12 protein-coding genes are annotated in these 17,657 nt (G+C 43.7%); 6 read left to right on the top strand and 6 right to left on the bottom strand.

What is annotated here, in order from left to right; translation table 11 throughout:
- Nucleotides 1-173: 173 nt before the first annotated feature.
- The 4 genes from J6578_RS02600 to J6578_RS02615 all read right to left on the bottom strand — a co-directional run bounded on the left by J6578_RS02600 (nucleotide 174) and on the right by J6578_RS02615 (nucleotide 4,638).
- On the bottom strand, nucleotides 174-551 hold the full coding sequence (locus J6578_RS02600; protein WP_287953829.1) for a hypothetical protein: 378 nt from the start codon (nucleotides 549-551) through the stop codon (nucleotides 174-176).
- 422 nt (nucleotides 552-973) lie between these two features.
- Nucleotides 974-1,903 carry a KwaA family protein gene (locus tag J6578_RS02605; protein ID WP_287953830.1) on the bottom strand — a complete coding sequence of 310 codons (930 nt, stop codon included), beginning with the start codon at nucleotides 1,901-1,903 and terminating at the stop codon, nucleotides 974-976.
- Between the two features lie 283 nt (nucleotides 1,904-2,186).
- The gene (locus J6578_RS02610) at nucleotides 2,187-4,391 is read right to left on the bottom strand and encodes a heavy metal translocating P-type ATPase (RefSeq protein WP_287953831.1); all 2,205 of its coding nucleotides are present in this window, start codon (nucleotides 4,389-4,391) and stop codon (nucleotides 2,187-2,189) included.
- Nucleotides 4,392-4,431: 40 nt separating this feature from the next.
- Nucleotides 4,432-4,638, bottom strand: coding sequence for a heavy-metal-associated domain-containing protein (locus tag J6578_RS02615; RefSeq protein ID WP_037405079.1), 207 nt, complete (start codon nucleotides 4,636-4,638; stop codon nucleotides 4,432-4,434).
- Between the two features lie 113 nt (nucleotides 4,639-4,751).
- Here J6578_RS02615 and J6578_RS02620 point away from each other — a divergent pair, with 113 nt between their 5' ends.
- From J6578_RS02620 to J6578_RS02635, 4 genes are all read left to right on the top strand, one after another.
- Entirely contained in the window at nucleotides 4,752-5,159 is a 408-nt protein-coding gene (locus J6578_RS02620; RefSeq protein WP_287953832.1) for a MerR family DNA-binding protein, read from the top strand.
- Nucleotides 5,160-5,285: 126 nt separating this feature from the next.
- Nucleotides 5,286-8,768 (top strand): chromosome segregation protein SMC, encoded by a 3,483-nt coding sequence (smc, locus tag J6578_RS02625; RefSeq protein WP_287953863.1) that lies wholly within the window; start codon nucleotides 5,286-5,288, stop codon nucleotides 8,766-8,768.
- A gap of 148 nt (nucleotides 8,769-8,916) precedes the next feature.
- On the top strand, nucleotides 8,917-10,185 hold the full coding sequence (gene waaA / locus J6578_RS02630; protein ID WP_287953833.1) for a lipid IV(A) 3-deoxy-D-manno-octulosonic acid transferase: 1,269 nt from the start codon (nucleotides 8,917-8,919) through the stop codon (nucleotides 10,183-10,185).
- A gap of 268 nt (nucleotides 10,186-10,453) precedes the next feature.
- Complete coding sequence (locus J6578_RS02635) at nucleotides 10,454-10,936, top strand: pilin (protein ID WP_287953834.1); 483 nt, start codon at nucleotides 10,454-10,456, stop codon at nucleotides 10,934-10,936.
- A gap of 1,147 nt (nucleotides 10,937-12,083) precedes the next feature.
- Here the strand turns inward: J6578_RS02635 and J6578_RS02640 are convergent.
- Both J6578_RS02640 and J6578_RS02645 read right to left on the bottom strand, forming a co-directional pair.
- Entirely contained in the window at nucleotides 12,084-12,692 is a 609-nt protein-coding gene (locus J6578_RS02640) for a pilin (RefSeq protein WP_287953835.1), read from the bottom strand.
- Nucleotides 12,693-12,990: 298 nt separating this feature from the next.
- Nucleotides 12,991-13,713, bottom strand: coding sequence for a hypothetical protein (locus tag J6578_RS02645; RefSeq protein WP_287953836.1), 723 nt, complete (start codon nucleotides 13,711-13,713; stop codon nucleotides 12,991-12,993).
- Nucleotides 13,714-14,172: 459 nt separating this feature from the next.
- Between J6578_RS02645 and J6578_RS02650 the strand changes: the two genes are divergently transcribed.
- Entirely contained in the window at nucleotides 14,173-16,398 is a 2,226-nt protein-coding gene (locus tag J6578_RS02650) for a FepA family TonB-dependent siderophore receptor (RefSeq protein ID WP_287953837.1), read from the top strand.
- A 316-nt stretch (nucleotides 16,399-16,714) separates the two neighbouring features.
- The gene (locus tag J6578_RS02655) at nucleotides 16,715-17,656 is read left to right on the top strand and encodes an alpha/beta hydrolase (RefSeq protein WP_287953838.1); all 942 of its coding nucleotides are present in this window, start codon (nucleotides 16,715-16,717) and stop codon (nucleotides 17,654-17,656) included.
- The last annotated feature ends 1 nt before the right edge of the window (nucleotide 17,657 follow it).

Here is a 17,657-nt window from a genome sequence, read left to right on the forward strand (position 1 = left end):
CCGAAAAATAGCTTTTTTAGAATTTTTTAGTTACATTCATGCAAAATTAAGACCACTTTTCATAAAACACAAACCATTTATTAAGTGAAATTATATTTTAGAAGATTTTTTATCGAATAAAAAACGCCTTTGGCTCTAACAGCCATAGGCGTTTTATGCCAACTACCACTTTTTCAGCGATAACAGCCAACAATAACCTTACTGCTGTTTTCAATAGTACTAATACTGGTTTTCAGGCTGGCAAGCAGTGTATTGAGTATGCCGGCAAACTGGAGCATGTCCTGATTCTCCAGCAGCAAGGTTTGGCTGGGGATATGCAGGCGTTCGAGCAGGAATTTACCTAATGTACTGGTAAGAAAATCAATATTGTAGCTGGCACTCTCACAATATTCGATGATGGCGTTAAGCTCATGCTGCTTGAGCTTTTGGGCTTTTTCTGTGCCGCTGTGTTCTTTGTCTTGAATAATCACCAGCTCTCTAGTCTGTTCGAGCAGTATAGCTGGGCTGTTCTTAGGCTGGCGGCAATACATTATTGCTGGTTTATTATGCACTTCCGCATTAGTTTGCTATTTAGCACAAGTGTGATGTTTACCGTTGCAGAGATTTGCTAGCAGCCGGACGTTAGCTTATTTTATTGGTGATTTTACTTGTAACCGGTTGTCACTGGGATGGTGAAGTTTACAATATTGTGCTCTTAACTTAGACTGCTAACAGATTAACATCAACTGATTCTCAGTAGTGTGCTTCTTATGCGCAAAAAGTTATACAGTAATTTATCATTAAGCCTAATACTTATGACCTCGCTGTACATGTGCTTAAATTTTAGCTTGAGCTGAATCATTTAATGCTAGCTGCCCATATTAGGAAAATAATCAGAGTAAAGGACTAATTTAAATAAAGCCATGCTACTTTTGTGCGTTTAAACCTAGCAGATTTGTGTGCAAGGTATACAAATAACATGGATTTAAAAATACTATTTATGGGTGCAATCTGAATCATGCCGGTTATCAAATCCGCTATCTGATGGAATATAGGCAATTTCACTACTGATATCTTCTATATTTACAATGTCTTTTTCTTTCAGACTAGCTTTAGTCGTTATTAGTAAACGAATGCTTTCTGTACCAGCCCTACCATCTGTATATTTGACCTCAAACAGATTATATTTTGAAAAAAGTATAGGATTGATTAACAGCATTTTGCTATGACAATAAACCAGCATCAATCCCAGCATACCAATTACATACATAAACATGTATTTTTCATTTAAAGACGATATAAATAGCAGTGTAAATACAGCATATGATATTAGATATACAAATCCCCAACTGTCCATTTTTTGCTCAAATTCTGATTTTTTTTCATGTTTTTTATCCGTTTTTTTTTGCCATATCCGATATATCCACGGTATATGCTTTCTTTCTGATTTAACTTCTACATCTGTTTGAACATCTTTTGGGGCTTTTTTGATCAATAGCCAGTAATAAAATAAAAGTATCAATACTAATGCAAAACAAAGATTAGATGCTAACTTTGATTTTGTATTGTTAAAAATTTCACTATACAAAATAAAAATAACGATTAATATTGAGGGATCAACCATGCTTAAATTTTTTATCTGCAAAATTGTTACTTTATTCGGGAAATACTCTTTTTTATAGCTTAATTTTTTTAAATAAAAATAAGTATTAAGACTACCAATCACCGCAAGAAATAGCAAAATGGTAGCCAAGCCAAAATAGTGCAGATAAGTGTGAGTGATATAATCTGCACGCCAGCTAGTCCAGCTCAGGTAGTTGCTATATTCGCAAAATTGCCAGATTGAAAGGCATAGAAACATCGGTGTATAAGCGATAAGAAATAATCCGATACGTGTTGTAAGTTTAAGCCCGTATGTAGTCATTCTTTCCTCTTCTAAATTGAAATTGCCCTTTAGCTATCAATATGCCAAGTTGTTTAAAGATAGCTTTTACACCTCTAATGCTAATTTAATTAAAATTATATTATATTTACCTAGATATAAATATATTTAGTTTAAATCACAAGCTGGCTAAATTTTTGTACTAGAAATACTATTAAAAATATCTGGTTAATTTCTGGCTAGTTTATTACAGCGATTTGATGATTTATAGATGTCTGGCTACCAGCGATTACAGAAATATGTCTGTCTGCCAGTAGCCAGATTGTTAATTTAGTTTACTTGTACGCAATCGCAAAGCGTTGAGCAACACAGAAATGGAGCTCATCGCCATAGCCGCGCCGGCGATTACTGGGCTAAGCCAGCCGATGGCGGCCAAAGGTATACCAAGAATATTATAGAAAAAGGCGAAAAACAGATTTTGTTTCACTACACGTACGGTGGCATGGGCTAAGGCAAGGGCATCGGCTACTTGGGTTACGGAATGGCGCATTAAGGTGGCCGAAGCGGTATTGGTGGCGATATCTGCCCCACCATACATGGCAAAGCTAACATCGGCTGCGGCCAGTGCTGGCGCGTCGTTAATGCCATCGCCAACCATGGCAACTACTTTGCCCTGCTGCATCAGTAAATGTACTGCCTCAGCTTTGGCGCGCGGATTCATTTGTGCCTGATAATGGCTGATGCCCAGTTGTCTGGCGATGTGTTCGACTACGCTGTGCTGGTCACCACTCATGATTTGGGTGTCGATATGCTGTTGCTGCAAGCGCTGAATGGCGCTGAGGGTATCTTCTTTTAGGGCATCGGCAATGGCAAATGCACCAGCCACTTCTTCATTGATGGCAACGACTACGATGCTGGCAATCTGCCAGATTTCCTGTTCCATCAGCTCCTGCGGGATGCTGAATCGGCAATAGGCCGGATTGCCCACTTTAACATTGCCGTAACCTGCTATCTGTGCCTGTGTCCCCCGCCCGATATCGCTATGGCTGTTGGTAGCGGTTAATGCAGGCAGTTGCTGCTGTTGTGCAGCCTGTATGATGGCCTGTGCCAGTGGGTGGGTAGTGAGCTGTTCTACGGCAGCAGCCAGTTGCAGAATTTTCTGGCTATTAAAGTTGCTGTTGGGAGCGCACCATTGGGCAATAATCTGTGGCTTGCCATTGGTAAGGGTGCCGGTTTTATCCAGTACAACGGTAGTTACTTGGCTGGTACGCTCCAGTGAGGCGGCATCTTTAAACCATACGCCATAACGTGCTGAGCGTCCCATGCCCACCATCATGGCGGCGGGTGTGGCCAGCCCCAGTGCACACGGGCAGGCAATAACCAGCACGGCTACGCCACGGGTAATTGCCTGATTAAAATCGCCGCTAAGCCAGTAGTTGAGGATAAAGGTTAATACGGCGATGGCAACCACTGTAGGCACAAATATCATGGATACTTTGTCGGCCAGCCGTGCGATGGGTGCTTTGCTGCCTTGCGCCTGCGCTAGTGCCTGCATCATGTCGCCCAGCAGGGTTTGGCTGCCGAGGGTTTGTGCCTGATAGGTAATGCTGCCGTTACTAAGCAGTGCGCCGGCCAGTACTTTGTCACCAGTCTGTTTTAATAAGGGTTTGGATTCGCCGGTGAGATAGCTTTCATCACACCACGCTTGGCCACTGGATACGATGCCATCGGCAGCAATGCGATTGCCGGCATTGGTTTGCAGGATATCGCCCGGCTGTATCTGGCTCAGTGGTACTTGCTGCCAGCCATGAGCAGTTTGTTTGCGTACCATTTTCGGGGTAAGTTGCAGCAACATGCTCATGCTGTTGAGGCTTTGTTTTTTGGTGCGCTGTTCGAGATACTTACCCAGCGATACAAAGGCAATCACCATGACGCTGGCTTCAAAGTAAATATACTGGTGTGCATGATTATGCTGGTTAAACAGCATTACACTGGAGTAAAGCCAGATGGCTATTGTGCCCAGAGACACGAGTACGTCCATATTGGCTACGCCGCCCTGTAGGGATTTGATGGCGCTATTATAAAATGGCCATGCAAAACCTAGCTGAATGATGGTAGCAAGAATAAACTGCCACAGTGGTGGCAGCATCCAGTGCTGCCCCAGTAACATGCCTAGCATACCAATAATAAACGGCATGGCAATCAGCCAGATTAGTGCTAATCGCCATGATATGCGGGTATGCTCACCAGACTGTGTATCAGCCAGTGTTTCGATACCGGTACTGCTGGCTGGTATAGCCTTAAAGCCGGTTTTAGCAACTATCTGCACGATTTCGTTTGTAGTCAGAATGCTGTTGTCAAAACAGGTTTGTAATTCATCGCTGGCAAAATTAACATCGGCGGCAATGATGCCCTGTTGCCGGCGCAATACTTTTTCAATGCGGTTGGCACAGGCCTGACAGTCCATGCCTTCAATAGCAAAACGCGCTGTTGCGGTTTTGTTACTGTTTGAGTGCTGCTTTTCATCCATTGTCCTGTCCTTTACCTGTGCAACCGTTCTGCCTAGTGGGCTAAACTACATCAAATCCGGCTGCCTCTACGGCAGCTTTAAGGGTTTCTACATTGGTAAGGCGGTCATCAAAGCCAATATCGGCAATGCTGGTGGCAAAATTTACCGCCACGGTTTCTACACCCGGACTGCCCTGCAATGCTGCTGTGACACTTTTGGCACAGCCTTCGCAGCTCATGCCGTCAATTTTGAACTGAACCATTTGCATTTTTGCCTCCTTATGGTTTGGGTTGAATCAAAATCTACAAAATAAAGCTTAAACCTTAACGCTGTGATAGAGTCAAATTTTAATTCGGATTTACAGTATTTTCTTAATGCGCTATGAATATTGGTACAGCAGAAAAATTATCCGGTTTATCCTGTAAGACAATTCGGGATTACGAAGCCGCCGGTTTAATCCGGCCATTGCGTCAGAGCAATGGCTATCGCAGTTATAATGAAGCAGATATTGCTACTCTGCGTTTTATTAAACATGCGCGTGAAGTGGATTTTTCATTAGCACAGATTGCTGAGCTATTAGCATTACGCAATAATCCGCAGCGCGTTAGTGCCGATGTGAAGGCGCTGGTTGGGGAGCATATCCAGCGCCTGAACCAGAAAATCACTGATTTGAACAGTATGAAGGATACACTGGAAAACTGGTATAAGCATTGCGGTGGCAATGCCTCACCTCAGTGTGCCATTATTGACGGGCTGAATAAGCACGGCTGTGCCAATAGCAGGGATTAAGGCTGCTCGTTATTGGCTATATTGAAATGTGACAAGCTGCTGTACGTTGTAACTAAAACTGTCTTTTTGTTTAAAACCGGCTAAAATAGTCGCTTTTTGGCACTTTTGCCTGCGTTTATTGTTGCTATGCGTCTAACCCACATCAAGCTTTCCGGCTTTAAATCATTTGTTGACCCCACTACGATTGCGGTACCGGGCAGACTAGTTGCTGTCATCGGGCCAAATGGCTGTGGTAAAAGCAATGTGATAGATGCGGTACGCTGGGTACTGGGTGAGGCCTCGGCCAGACAGTTGCGTGGCGAAAGCATGCAGGACGTGATTTTCAATGGTGCCAATACCCGCCGTCCGGCTCCGCGCGCCAGTGTGGAACTGGTGTTTGATAACAGTGATGGCCAGCAGCTTCAAGGCGCATGGGGACAATATGCGGAAGTGGCGATAAAGCGCCAGCTTACCCGTCAGGGCGATTCTACTTATTACATCAATAATCAGGTCGTGCGCCGCCGCGATATTACTGATCTGTTTCTCGGCACAGGTGTAGGTGCCCGTGGCTATGCGGTGATTGAGCAAGGCATGATTTCGCGCATTATTGAAGCGCGGCCGGAAGAGCTGCGTGCTCATATTGAAGAAGCTGCCGGCGTATCCAAATATAAGGAACGCCGGCGTGAAACTGAAAACCGGCTGGCCGATACGCGCGAACATTTACAACGGCTGGCCGATTTACAAAGCGAGCTGGATCGTCAGGTAGAAAAGTTACAGCGACAGGCCAATACTGCCCGACGCTATCAGGAACTGAAAGCCCAGATTGCTGATAAACAGGATTTATTTGATTACAGCCAGTGGCAGCAGGCACTGCATCAGGCCGATAGTGCCACACTTCTGTACCAACAGCATGGCAGTGCGCAGGAAACACTCCAGCAACAAGTGGAGGCACTGGAAGAAACGCTGCAACAACTACGCCAACAGGAGCAGCAACAGCAGCAGCAGGTACGGGAAGCTGAAATGAAGCGTGCCGGCCTGCGTGAACAGTGGGCGCGGCTGGAAGAACAAATTCGCCACCGGCGAGACTGGCAGCAGCGCATTGCACGTGAGCAGGCGCAGGCACAAACGGAGCTGCAACGACTGCATAATGAAGACCAGCAACAGCAGGAGCAGCTCAAAACTGCTGGTATGGAGCTGGAAGAACAGCAGCTACAGCGCGAACAATGGGCACTACAGGCAGCGGAACATGAAGCGCGCATGCCGGAACTGGAAGAACTGGCTCATCAGGGTGAGCGCACCCGCCAGAATCAGCAAAATGAGCTGGCGCGGCTGGAGCGTGAGCTGGCGATTAAGCAACAGCAACATCAGCATGCAACCAGCAGTATTAACCAGTTGCAGCAACGCCAGCAGCGTTTGCAAGAAGAACTGGCACAACTGGCCTTACCGCAAACCGAAGAACTGCAACAAGCGCAGGACACCGCAGCAGAGCTGGAGCAGGTTGTGGCCAGTCTGGAAGAAAACCTGCTGCAATATGAGCAGCAACGTGAAAACGTACAACAAACACTTATTCTGGCGCAGCAACAGCACCGGCAACTGGACAAACAGCAGCTTACGCTAAGCGCACAGGTAGAAACGTTAATTGCCTTGCTCCCGCAGGCTGAGCGCAGCAGCATAGCAGACGTAACTGATGCGAATATTCCATTGCTGTGGCAACACATGCAGGTTGCGCCACAATGGCAGCACGCCACCAGCGTGGTTCTGGGACACAAGCTACAGGCGCAGCATACTGAGCAGTTAAAACTGGCCGATATCCTGCCCGAATGCACAACAGTATGGATCAATCAGGCTGATGAAGCAGAAAAACAGCCTCTTGCGCCTAATGCCTTATTACAGCATATAGAAGTACAGGCACCTTTTACGCAGGCGATACACTATTGGCTTGGACAGGTATTATGTGCTGAAACACTGGATGCAGCCCTGCTTTTGCAGGCAGACTTGCAGCCCCATCAATTGATTGTCACTCCGGAAGGTCATAGTGTTGATGCGGTTAGTGTTACTTTATATACCGAAGATAATGGCATCAGTCTGCTGCAACAGCAGCAGCAACTGCGTGAGCAGCAGCAGGCACAGGCGGCGCTGGAAAAACCATTACAGCAGGCAGCAGAAGCCATGCAGCTGGCACAGCGCAATCTGGAAAATACTGAAACCCAGCTAAATCAGTGCCAGCAGCAGCTAAAACAGCAACAACAGCACTGGCAAACTGCTTCAGCTCAGGCCACTGAGTTACTGGCACGCACCGGCCAAGGGCAGTTACGGCGTGAACATATTCAGCAGGAAAGCGCGCTGATAAACAGCGAATTGACCCAACAGCAGCAGGTACAGCAACAGTCTCAGGCTGATATTGAAAACCTGAATCTGGCTATTGAACAGTTGCGTCCACAATTACAAAATCACACCGCCAGCCAGCACAGCCAGCAGCAAACATTAAAACAAAGTCAACTGGCCTTACTGGAAGCACGCCGGCAGCAAGGGCTGGTGGAAATGGCCATTGTACGGCTGCAACAATGCATTCAGAGTGCCACTCAGGAACGCCAGCGCATTGCCCGCGATACCGAACGCTGGCAGGAACGCCAGAGTGAGCTGGCTTTGGGTATTGCCGAACAGGAAATGGACGATGAGCAAACCCTGCAAACCGAAGAACTGAATGCACAGATTGACGTGGCTGGTGAGCAGTGTGCAGCCGCACAGCAACAGCTCCAGCAACTTCAGCAGCAATTACAACAGACGCAGCAGCAGCAACATAGCCTCAACAGCCGCTTACCGCAGTTACAGGCCGATACCCAAGCAGCCCTGTTACAGCAGCAGGAAGCCTTGCTTAATGCCAGACGCTTTCATGAAACACTCCAGCAGAATAACGCCAATCTGGATGCATTGGCTGAGCAGTTTGCCCAGTCCGCTCAGGCGGCACCGGAACTAAGCCAGCAGATTGCAGCACTGGCACAAAAAATCAACGCACTCGGTGCAGTTAATCTGGCCGCATTGCAGGAATTGGAAGAAGCACACGAGCGCGCTGAGTATTATCAGAAACAAACCGCTGATGTACAGGCAGCCATTGCCCTGCTGGAAGAGGCTATCAGCACCATTGATGAAGAAACTAAAAGCCGCTTTAAAACCACTTTTGATGCGGTCAACGAAAAAGTACAGAGCTATTTCCCCACCCTGTTTGGTGGTGGTGAAGCGCGTCTGGATATGGTAGGTGATGATTTACTCAGTGCTGGTGTCTCCATCATGGCACGCCCGCCCGGCAAGAAAAACAGTACTATTCATCTGCTTTCCGGTGGCGAAAAAGCCTTAACCGCCATGAGTCTGGTATTTGCCCTGTTCAGCCTTAATCCGGCGCCATTCTGCCTGCTGGATGAGGTGGATGCACCGCTGGATGATGCCAATACCAGCCGCTTTTGTAATCTGGTACAACAAATGTCGGCACAAACTCAGTTTGTTTATATTTCGCATAACCGCCTGACGATGGAAATGGCCGAACAGCTGGTAGGCGTAACTATGCAGGAAAAAGGGGTGTCGCGTATTGTTGAAGTGAATATCCGGCAGGCTTTGGATATGGCTGAAGCCTGAATATCAACAGACAGGCCAGCATCTTGATAACAGCTCACCCACCAATATATCTGCGCTGCTGGTTATACTGGCCAACAATGATTACCGCCAATCAAGCCGGATTTTTAATTTATAATCGCCGTGAAACAGATTTTTACAGTTAATGCATATGCTCCTGAATCTTTTATATCAATTTTTATGGCTGTTCGCTCCACCCTTTTTACGCAGATATCTGCGCCGCCGAGCGAAACTGGCTCCGGCTTATGCACTCAACTGGCCGGAACGTTTTGGCAAACCTTATCCAAATCCGGTAAAACATGCAATCTGGATTCACGTTGTTTCTGTGGGCGAAACCCGCGCTTCATTACAATTTATCCGCGCCTTGCAAGGTCTTTTTCCAGATACACCGCTGCTAATGACTCAAACCACGCCCACCGGCCGTGCTACCGCAGAACATTTTTTTCCCGAAGCACAATGTCGCTATCTGCCCTATGATAAAAAAACATGGGTTAGCCAGTTTATCCGCGAACACCAGCCCCTATTCGGTGTTTTAATGGAAACAGAAATCTGGCCTAATCTGATGAGTGTTTGTGCTCAGAACCACATCCCCCTGTTTATGGCCAATGCACGTTTATCAGAAAAATCCCTGCGCGGTTATCTGAAAGTGCGCTCACTGGTTGCACCACCACTGGCTACGCTAACCGGCTGCTATGCACAAACCGATGCCGATGCCCAGCGGCTAAAGAAAATCGGTGCCGCCAATATACAGGTTTGCGGTAATACCAAATACGATATATCGCCACCAACAGATATGTACACGCTGGCACAGACATTTAAACAGCGTATCGGCAACCGGCCAGTAGTAGTTTGTGCCAGCACCCGTTTTTATCATGGTATAGACGAAGTAAAATTATTGCTAGACGCATGGGCGCAACAAAAGTTCGGCAATACTTTGCTGGTAATCATCCCGCGCCACACAGAACGTTTTCAGCCAGCTTTTGAATATGCCGAAAAATTGAATTTTATTACTCAGAAACGCAGCGATAATCAGGATATTGCAGAAGAAACGCAAATTTGGATTGGCGACAGCATTGGCGAACTCTTTGCCTATTATCTGTGTGCCGATATTGCTTTTGTAGGCGGTAGTCTGGTTGATAGTGGCTGCCATAATATTGTTGAGCCCATTGCCTGCAAGCTCCCTACTCTGTTTGGCCCATCTACCTACAACTTTGCCGATGCAGCACCTAAAGCAATTGCTGCCGGTGCGGCACGGCAAATTCAGTCAGCTGATGACTGGGCAGCCACAACATTAGCTTTACTTACTCATTCACAGCAAAGGCAGCGTATGTCAGATAGTGCAGTAGCTTTTATTCAGCAACATCAGGGAGCCAGTGAGCACATGGCAAAATATATCTTTGATGAAATTCATAAACGCTGAACAATAATCTGTTCACTCCTTTACTGATATATATCAATAGTTACTTTAGATTTTTAATATAAACTATACATTATAATAAATAGCTTGATTAATCCATTTGGGTAATGGCTAAGGAAAAATTCTATTTGATAGAGACTTATATAAATCCATGTCATTATTCTGATATATTAAAAATTGGTATACATATTGCTTGAATAATTGTTTTATTCGTATAAACAATTCTATTATGCAATACTCAGACAATTGTCAAGCAAGAACAAAGACCCAGATGGGTTTCACATTAATTGAGCTTTTGGTTGTAGTAGCTATCATCGGCATCATTGCTGCTATGGCTGTACCGTCATATCAGAATAATGTTACTAAAGCCCAGCTCACCCGCGCCTTTTATGAGCTTAAAGTCACCACCACTGCTATAGACACCATCATTGCTACTGGCAATGTACCAACTATGAACAAGTCTTTGGATGGCCAGTCTGTAAACGGTAAACTTTATGAATTTATTGGTGCGGAAAGCAGTAATACTATTAATTCCAATATGTTTTCTAACGTCAATATCATTTCTAATCAAGATACTGTCAGTAGCCTAAACGGAACTTTAGGTAAGAATGTTTCTCCTTCAATTAACGGCACAGTTATCAAACTAGAACGTTTAGGAAGTGGCTCATGGACATGTCATATTGAACCTCATGGAAGTGGTGCGGCAACCCCTTCCAACTATGCAATCAGTAATTGCAATATCACTACAAATTAAAAATTTCTGATTTGTAAACAGATTTTGAGAACAATGATTTTATTTGAAAATGTTACCCGCGATACTGTGTATTCATTATACACAGTATTTTCTCATCCATTTCAACATGACAGGCATATGGTCTTCGATAATAATAACTTTAACATTTTTCATTAGCAGATTGCTTACCCGTTGAACTAACTGATCAAAAAACGTGCATGCTAGCTATATATTACTATAGCAAAACTTATTTCCTTAATTAAAGAAAGGCTACTGAAAACTTATTTTATTGTTATATATTATCCAGCTCAAGGGTAAGGTTTTGTCAGCATTTTTAGCTTATAATACCTAAAGTATTAGTCGCAATATCTATCTGCAAAAAAATTCTATCACCCACCTCTTAAATAGAGAGCAGGATAACAGTTGTGGCTTATCTTTTAAAATGGTTAATATCAAAATATAGCAGCAGCCTAGCACAGAAACTTCCAGTATTTTCATAATTAGCAAATGTAATACAGCCGATGGCTGTGTAACAATCTAGTTAGGCAGGTACTTGAGTTTAAGTTAACTGTACTGTGTGCATAGTATACAAAAATCATTATTCATCTGTTATTCATAACAACTTACTATTGTTATTTTAGATAAAATCTCAAAGATTGATTAATTATTTAACATTTTGCTACCGCAGCCCAATTACCAATTTGCAAAAGATTTTTAGCACTATTTTTATGAGTGAACAATCAATTAAAAAATCATATATTAATGATAATGCTAAGAAAACCAATATCCACAAACGTATTAAATCGATAAATTACGGTGCCGATAACTATAAAACTCAGAATCAAAAGCACCCTTAGCATACTTATATAAAAATACATTCCCATAAAGAAATGATAAAAATATACAGCATTAACTAAAAAAATTATATAACATTAAATTAGTCTGATTTTCACGATATAAGCAACTTATTAAATTTATAATCTACAAAATATTTTTACTGTATATATACTTTTTTAGTATTGATCTAAATTTTCATTAGTACAATATTTGATTTATTTGATACTAATATACTATTTTAGCTATATAAAACTATTTTAGCTATATAAAAAAGACGGGAAAATCCCGTCTTTCTTCATAGTTATATTACTAAATGCCTATGAAATATGGATTATGGATTACCACCACCATTACCATTACCATTACCAGAAGATGCAGGACAACTAGCTGGAGCGTATTTAGCGGTTACATTTGTGCTACAAGTCCAAGTGCCATTTGCATCACGAGACCATGTTAATGTTGAACCTGCTAAAGTAGTGGCAGCATTATTACCAAATGTTGCAACAATTTGCGCCTGACCAGTACCAGCACCATTACCATTACCATTACCAGCAGTACCACCATTACCACCAGCAGTACCATTACCACCAGGCATAGTTACGACAGGATAACCAACATTAGCAGTAGAAGTACCATTACCACCATTACCATTACCATTACCATTACCACTAGCACCACTAGCAGTACCACCAGTCATCAAATTAGATCCTACTAGCCCTAACTCACATTCATTAGCACCACTACCCAATGTGGTACGACCATCAAGAATACAGGTTTCAACGGTAGTTTTTACCGAACCAGCTTCAGCCATTACACGTGTCACTTGTGAACGCGCAATGTAATTCTGATATTGAGGTACAGCAATAGCTGCCAGAATACCGATAATCGCAATAACGATCATCAACTCAATCAGGGTAAAACCTTTTTGTAATGATTTCATTCTTAGCTCCTAGGGTTAAGAGTTTATAACAACAAATTTTAAATTTTCTCAGTTGCAGGTAACTATATTCAGTAAATATTAGCTCCTGCTAACTTCGATATAAGTACTAGCATGATCTGTGCCAGTTTTGAAAAATTGTGTATTAATTCTTTTATACTTGAAATTATATTTTTGAATTACAAGCAATTCAGACAAATACCGATTTTAGCCACACACTCAATATCCCGGTGATAACCATTAGGGGGAGTGCGTTTTGGTATTGAGACCGCTTATAAATAAATCAACCTTAAATCATAAACTACACTTGATAATACTGCTGCATATACGCCCAGACTGCAGCTAGCATAGCCAGCTGGGTAGCACTATGCCCCATTCCTGCTTCAACATTGATATAGTCAATCTGCTGTTGAGACGCCCACACAGACAAAGAACCATCATCTTGAACCTGTTGGTTATTCTGTAAAACCACATTGAAGTTACGGCTGGCCAGAAAATCAAACGCCTGCTGAGTAGTCACATAAAAGAAATCGTGCCCATCGCTGTTTGGGCTGATGGCAATCTTATTCATCGCCTGAGCCATTGAACCACCTGCCTTATAATTATGTACAGACAGCCCATTCGGATGATTGTTATGTACGGCAACGATAAGCCGGGCATGCATCAGATACTGGTTAAGAAAATGCTTAGCAGCCTGATTTAGCTGCTCGGCAGCAATAGCACAATTGCCATCACGACATTTCAGTGAGCTCTGGCGCCCTAACGGTGTGAAAATCCGGTTGGGATCAAAATGATAGTTTGCCTGATTATTTTGTATGCTGATTTCCCGGCTGCCACCATGACGTAAATCCAGTAAACAACCCTGCTGTATTCGGCTTAGGGTTTGTACAGCAGTCTGTCGCGCGGTTTCTTCATTATCATGCACGTGTATCCAGACAATATCAGGCCAAGGTGTGCCTGCACAGATTTGAGTTACCGGTAATGCCATTACTGAATCAGCAGGAGCGGAACTGCCTGAAGTCATAGTTTCCGCTAAGACAGACGGGGAGCTTACAATTGATAACAACAGTACAATATAGAGATAAAAATAGTGTGTAACTTCTTTCTTCATGATGATTATTATCTGTTTTAGTTGAGATTTAGCTACTTTCCTGCATCAGGCGAAAACTTGCCAGTTTTTGCTGTTTAATTTAGCCTGCGAGACACAGTATGCGCAGAAAACAAGGCTGATTAGATAAATTTATTTTTAAATAAATAATTTATCTTATTGGTTAATTGTAGTTAATTCTTCGCTAAGTGAAATAATTTATTAAATGTGTCAAATTTTGTCACAATTAACTGAATTGTGTAACCATAGGAAAGTATTATACTGTTTAAGTACGAATTTGTATTTCTTGGTTAGTTAAGCATGGTTTCAATTGCAATCAATAATGATATTAATTATCATTGATATCAGTAATAGGCTTTCTTTGTACAGATTTGTATGTCTCAACACGTATTTCCTTCTTTTAAATTAGTTATCTTTCCGTTAATTTTTTCTGGCAGTACTGTATATGCTCAAGATGGTATCGCAAGGCTGGAAGATGTTTATGTGACGGCCGAGAAGCAGGTTAAACAGTCACTTGGTGTATCCAAACTTAATAATAAGGATATTGAACATAAACCGCCGGTAAATGATATTTCTGAACTGGTGCGCACGATGCCGGGAGTAAATCTAACCGGTAATACAGCCTCCGGCCAGCATGGCAATAAACGCCAGATTGATATCCGCGGGATGGGGCCGGAAAATACGCTGATTATGATTGATGGCCGGCCGGTTACTTCGCGTAACAGTGCGCGTATGAGCTGGCGCGGTGAACGGGATACGATTGGTGACAGTAACTGGGTACCGGTAGCTGAAATCAAGTCGATTGAGGTAATTCGCGGGCCAGCTGCAGCACGCTATGGTTCTGGCGCAGCCGGTGGTGTGGTTAACGTAGTGACAAAAAAAGTCAGTAATGAATTTCATGGGGCGGTTAATGCCTTTATGAATTTACCGGCAGATAAAAGGGAGGGTGATTCTCACCGTATCGGCTTTGATTTAAGCGGACCAATTGTGAAAGATGTGCTGGGATTCCGGCTATATGGGAATCTGAACCGCACTGATGCTGATTCACCCTACATTAATCAGGGTTTAAACGACAAAAACAGTAAATCTCTGGCTGCCGGACAGGAGGGCTTGATTAATAAGGATGTGGCCGGACGTCTGGCGTGGCGCCTGTCACCAGCACAAACATTAACTCTGGATGCTACTTATAGCCGGCAAGGCAATCGCTACAACGGTGATGGTCCGAACAATGTGCAAACTGATTACACTAAAAGTTTATACGGTAAGGAAACACGCCGGATATATCGCCAGAGTTTTGCGCTGACGCATGAAGGGATTTGGGATTGGGGCGACAGCAAGCTGGTAGCGCAATATGATAAAACCACCAACAGTCATTGTTCGGAAGCGTTGTCTGGCGGTCCTGAAGGTTTGTGTCAGGATTTGGGCAGTAAGGAGATTACTTACGCCGACAGTATTCTAACTACTAAACGTCTGGCTGGTGAGGTAAATGTTCCTTTTACTTTGGGTGTGCCACATGTTCTGACTTTAGGTGCAGAATATCAGCACGAGAAGTTGGATGATCCGGACGGTCTGCGTCGCATTCCCTTACCCGATGCTGTTTACCCGGCAGCAGCCAATCATACGCCGGCGCTAAGTAGCTGGGCAGGCTATGTGGAAGATAATATCAGCCTTACTGATAAGTTGAGGCTGGTACCGATGCTGCGTTACGACCACAATAATAAAACGGGCGGAAATATCAGCCCGGGGGTGAACATGGCCTGGCAGCTGCATCCGAACTGGCTGATTAAGGGTGGTATTGCGCGCGCTTACAAGGTACCGAATCTGTATCAGAGTACAGATAGTTATATGCTGTATAGCAAAGGTAATGGCTGTGCTACTTCATCGGGCAGTGGTCGTGGCTGTTATCTGATTGGTAACAGTAAACTGAAACCGGAAACCAGTATTAATAAGGAGCTGGGCTTCGAATTTAATAAAGATGGTTATCTGGCCTCGCTGGCTTATTTCCGCAATGATTATAAAAATAAGATTGAGGCTGGCCGGCAGATTATTTTTACCGCCAGTACTGCTATGACTACCCGCGCCGGTGGCTACGATTATTTTGAATGGACAAATACTCGCAAGGCGCTGGTAGAAGGACTGGAAGGAAATCTGACGCTGCCGTTTTCTAAGCAGTGGAAATGGGTGAACAATTTTACTTATATGTTTAACTCTAAGAATAAGGAGACTGGTAATCCTTTATCCGTTATTCCAAAATATACGATAAATTCATCTCTTGCATGGTCTTCAACCGAAAAATGGGATGCTGTGCTGACTTATACTTTCTATGGTCGTCAGGAGCCGCGCACTGTTCCTGTCAATCCGGTTGAAGCCGGCAAGGGTAACAGCGGAAAAGACACGGGCGGCCTGAGCGGCGAAAAAGTTGGCAGCTATGGTATCTGGGGTATTTCTGCCGGATATGCTGTTAATAAGAATATTAATGTCCGCGCCGGTATGTCGAATATTTTCAATAAACGCATCTACGCGTCTACTCTGCGTGGTACGGCTTACACTTATAATGAACGTGGTCGTGCTGTCTGGGGCAATATGAAAGTTTCGTTCTGATATTTTGTTCCAACAGGTTGCCCTTGTGGCAACCTGTTGTGTTATTAAAATGATGTTTTATCATGACTTGAAAGCAAAAATCAGTTATAGTAATAAATAGTAATGATTATTATTTACTTGAAAACCCAAACGAGCACCTCAAATAGGTTAAACATGATTTATTGATTAGCAATATGTTTTAACAAAACAATCTGGTCTGGCGTTTTTTACAGCTATTTCATCATTTTTTGCAATGCGGAAACAAAATCTTACTTCACTGTCATTCTGTTGTCTCCATATGTTCTGTAGAACCAGTCAACTGACGGAAAGATCACATATGCGCCAGATTATTATTTTTTTATTAATGTTTTTTACGGCCTTAATCTTGCACAACACAGCTAAAGCACAGCCTAATTTGAATGTAAGTGCCAATCTTGCTGTACTACACCAGCAGCACAGCGGTTATCACTTTACTACGCTGCCGTTTACCTCGGCGGATGGGCAGCGTCATTATCGTGTTTACATAGTCATTCCAGACCAGAAAGTACCGGCCAATGGTTTTCCTGTTTTCTATGCACTGGATGGCAATGCTGTGCTGGACTTCCTTACTCCGGCGAACATGCAAACATTGGCTACACAGGCTCAGCCTCCGGTACTGGTACTGCTGGGCTATGCTACGGCTAAGCGTTTTGACGTACAGGCTCGCGCCTATGATTACACCATAGCACCAGCTGATGACAATACTGACCCGCTGGATTCAAGCAGAATAAATGGCGGTGCTGATCTATTTCTGGATTTGATCCAAAATCAAATTATGCCGGCAGTACAGCAGATAGTGCCGGTTAATATTAACGCACAAACGCTGTGGGGCCATTCATATGGCGGGCTGATGGTGTTGCATACTCTGTGTACCCGGCCTGATCTTTTCCAGCACTATATCGCTGCTGATCCGTCTGTGTGGTTGCACGGAGATTTACTCCAACAGGAAGTTGCGGCTGTGCTTAAACGCAAGAATACTTTGTCTGCCCGCAGCTTGTGGCTATTAAACAGCAGACATAAGGTAGATAAAATTCCTAAAAATCCTCAAGTTGCGGCACGAATCAGCATACGCAACGAGCTGATAGCCAGACAAGGCAGCCTGAGAAAAAAACTGGTTGATGAATTACAGCAACATGCTGATTTAGCTATCAGACAAGACTATTTTCCTAATGAAAATCACGGCAGTATGTTTGGCAAAAGCCTGCAACTGGCACTTTTTGACCCCATAAACCGGCAATAAT

It is taken from the genome of Snodgrassella sp., assembly GCF_024103505.1.
GTDB lineage: Bacteria > Pseudomonadota > Gammaproteobacteria > Burkholderiales > Neisseriaceae > Snodgrassella > Snodgrassella communis.

Bases quoted from the DNA above. Each gene is read 5' to 3' on its own strand.
- J6578_RS02610 (WP_287953831.1), bottom strand. From the start codon at position 4,391: ATGGATGAAAAGCAGCACTCAAACAGTAACAAAACCGCAACAGCGCGT.
- waaA (WP_287953833.1), top strand. From the start codon at position 8,917: ATGCTCCTGAATCTTTTATATCAATTTTTATGGCTGTTCGCTCCACCC.
- J6578_RS02635 (WP_287953834.1), top strand. From the start codon at position 10,454: ATGGGTTTCACATTAATTGAGCTTTTGGTTGTAGTAGCTATCATCGGC.
- J6578_RS02605 (WP_287953830.1), bottom strand. From the start codon at position 1,903: ATGACTACATACGGGCTTAAACTTACAACACGTATCGGATTATTTCTT.
- J6578_RS02620 (WP_287953832.1), top strand. From the start codon at position 4,752: ATGAATATTGGTACAGCAGAAAAATTATCCGGTTTATCCTGTAAGACA.
- J6578_RS02640 (WP_287953835.1), bottom strand. From the start codon at position 12,692: ATGAAATCATTACAAAAAGGTTTTACCCTGATTGAGTTGATGATCGTT.
- J6578_RS02650 (WP_287953837.1), top strand. From the start codon at position 14,173: ATGTCTCAACACGTATTTCCTTCTTTTAAATTAGTTATCTTTCCGTTA.
- J6578_RS02615 (WP_037405079.1), bottom strand. From the start codon at position 4,638: ATGCAAATGGTTCAGTTCAAAATTGACGGCATGAGCTGCGAAGGCTGT.
- J6578_RS02655 (WP_287953838.1), top strand. From the start codon at position 16,715: ATGCGCCAGATTATTATTTTTTTATTAATGTTTTTTACGGCCTTAATC.
- smc (WP_287953863.1), top strand. From the start codon at position 5,286: ATGCGTCTAACCCACATCAAGCTTTCCGGCTTTAAATCATTTGTTGAC.
- J6578_RS02645 (WP_287953836.1), bottom strand. From the start codon at position 13,713: ATGACTTCAGGCAGTTCCGCTCCTGCTGATTCAGTAATGGCATTACCG.